This is a genomic window from Candidatus Cloacimonas sp. (assembly GCA_039680785.1).
Taxonomy (GTDB): domain Bacteria; phylum Cloacimonadota; class Cloacimonadia; order Cloacimonadales; family Cloacimonadaceae; genus Cloacimonas.
In genome coordinates this window covers 1-2,172 of the sequence record JBDKSF010000024.1, presented here as the reverse complement: position 1 = coordinate 2,172, position 2,172 = coordinate 1, and the positions used below count along the sequence as shown (strand labels likewise).

General features: G+C 37.1%; 2 protein-coding genes and 1 tRNA gene. 1 reads left to right on the top strand and 2 read right to left on the bottom strand.

Annotated elements, in window-relative coordinates; genetic code table 11:
- Positions 1-375: 375 nt before the first annotated feature.
- Positions 376-449 (bottom strand) — tRNA-Pro (locus tag ABFC98_01000).
- A gap of 154 nt (positions 450-603) precedes the next feature.
- On the bottom strand, positions 604-993 hold the full coding sequence (locus ABFC98_00995; GenBank protein MEN6444603.1) for a helix-turn-helix transcriptional regulator: 390 nt from the start codon (positions 991-993) through the stop codon (positions 604-606).
- A gap of 96 nt (positions 994-1,089) precedes the next feature.
- Between ABFC98_00995 and ABFC98_00990 the strand changes: the two genes are divergently transcribed.
- A partial coding sequence (locus ABFC98_00990) for an ATP-binding protein (protein ID MEN6444602.1) occupies positions 1,090-2,172 on the top strand: 1,083 nt, incomplete at its 3' end.

The following is a 2,172-nucleotide window of genomic DNA, read 5'->3' as shown; positions in this document are numbered from 1 at the left end:
CGAAGCAGCCGTAAGCCAGGTGGGTAAGGGGGGTTTTTGGTAACGAGGTTCACCATTAAGAGTGGTAAGTAAATATTCGTTATTCTGCACCATTTCACGGGCAGATATGAAGTTACGGGCTTCCATGATATTTACTTCGATTTTGTTCAAGCCGGAGAACAAAATCAAGCCTGTAACGACGAACAAAATTATCTCATGCTTGAAATGAAGTAGCCTGTGTATCATATTTTTTAGCTTTTGGATGCAAAAGTATGTATATTTTGCAGAAGATTAATATTCGAAAGTTTGTTTAATAAATAAAACATGTGAAAAAAATGAGAAAGCCTGCAAATCATATAATTTGCAGGCTTTTGTTTTGGGAAGAATCCCATTTTGTCGGGGTACTCCGACTCGAACGGAGGACCCCCTGCTCCCAAAGCAGGTGCGCTAGCCAACTGCGCCACACCCCGAAAAATAAGAACGGCCCTTTCTTAAAAGGGATGACAAAGATATAGAGGAATAATTAATATGCAAAAAAAATTGTATTTGATTGTCCATTTACCATCCGTCTTAGCTTCCTGCCTATCAATAATTTCTTTCTCTAATTACAATTATGCTCACTGGTTAAGCATTTCTTGTATCCTTGCGGGCAGTAAGTTCCCCTTCAATCACTCTCTGTTGAGAAAGAATTGTCTCTGCCTGGGTTTGAATAAGTTTGAAAATATCAACAGGAAGAGTCATATATTCTATAGCCATATCGGTCAAAATTCTCGGCTGATCATTTTTGTGCGGGACAATCTCTTCTTCTTTCAACAACATCTTTCCCTCCCCCATTCTTAACCACACTGGATTCAACTCCGGAAATGTTAGAACGACCTTCTGTAATATATTATCGCTGATAGACCTTCTAATATTGTTCACATACCCATTTGACAGGCCACACTGTTTTTCGAAAGCAGCCTGGCTCATTTTTTTATATTCCAAGAAAACCTTAATTCGTTCTTTTACAGACATATGCAAATATTTTAAAAAGTATTACAGAAATTAGCTCTAATATTTTTTGCAATTACAGAACAATACTCTATATTGCATATAACTAACATATGTAACATGTCAACAAATATAACAAATATATCAAGAGTTGTACCTCCTCCTCATGGTTATATAAATGAAATAGCAAAAATACTTGGATGCCATAGAGTTACTGTAAGCAATGCTTTAAAGAAGAACGCCAAAGGAATATTGGCCGAACAAGCAAGACAGATCTACAAAATAAAATACGGAATGGATAGCAAAGAGTTTCTGTTTCAAAACGAGGAGAAAGAAAAGCGAGTTGCAGAATTAATTATGGCAAAAGAACACGCCGAAGAGAGTAACCGTTTGAAAACAGCTTTTCTTGCCAACATGAGCCACGAAATACGGACTCCCATGAATGGTATTCTGGGTTTTACCGAACTTATGAAAAACCCGAAGCTGACAGCAGAAGAACAGCAAAAGTATATTAGCATTATAGAGAAAAGTGGTGTTCGCATGCTCAATATAGTTAACGATATCATTAGTATCTCAAAACTAGAATCGGGACAAATGGAAATTTGTATTTCTGAAACTAATATAAACGAGCAGACCGAATACATATTCACCTTCTTCAAGCCGGAGGCAGAACAAAAAGGGATAAAGATTTTCTTAAAAAACTCATTATCGGCACAGCAGGCCACAATTAAAACAGACCGCGAAAAATTCTATGCCATCCTCACTAACCTTGTCAAAAATGCTATTAAATACAGCGATAAAGGTTCAATCAGATTGGGATATGAGAAAAAAGGCAAATACCTTGAATTTTTTGTAAAAGATACTGGCATTGGCATTCCTAAAGACATGCAAAAAGCTGTTTTTAACCGTTTTATCCAGGCCGACAGTGGCGATAAAAGAGCTTTTCAGGGAGCCGGATTGGGATTATCCATTTCGAAAGCTTATGTGGAAATGTTAGGTGGCGAAATCCGGGTAGAAAGCGAAGAGGGGAAAGGCTCAATATTTTATTTTACCATTCCATATAACAAGGACCCTGAGGAAAAAGTAGTTGTTGAAAATATTGTTCCGGCTGATGAAACTGAGAATCATGTTAAAAGCTTGAAAATATTAATTGCCGACGACGACGAAATATCGGAAATGCTAATTACAAGAGCAATCAAAATA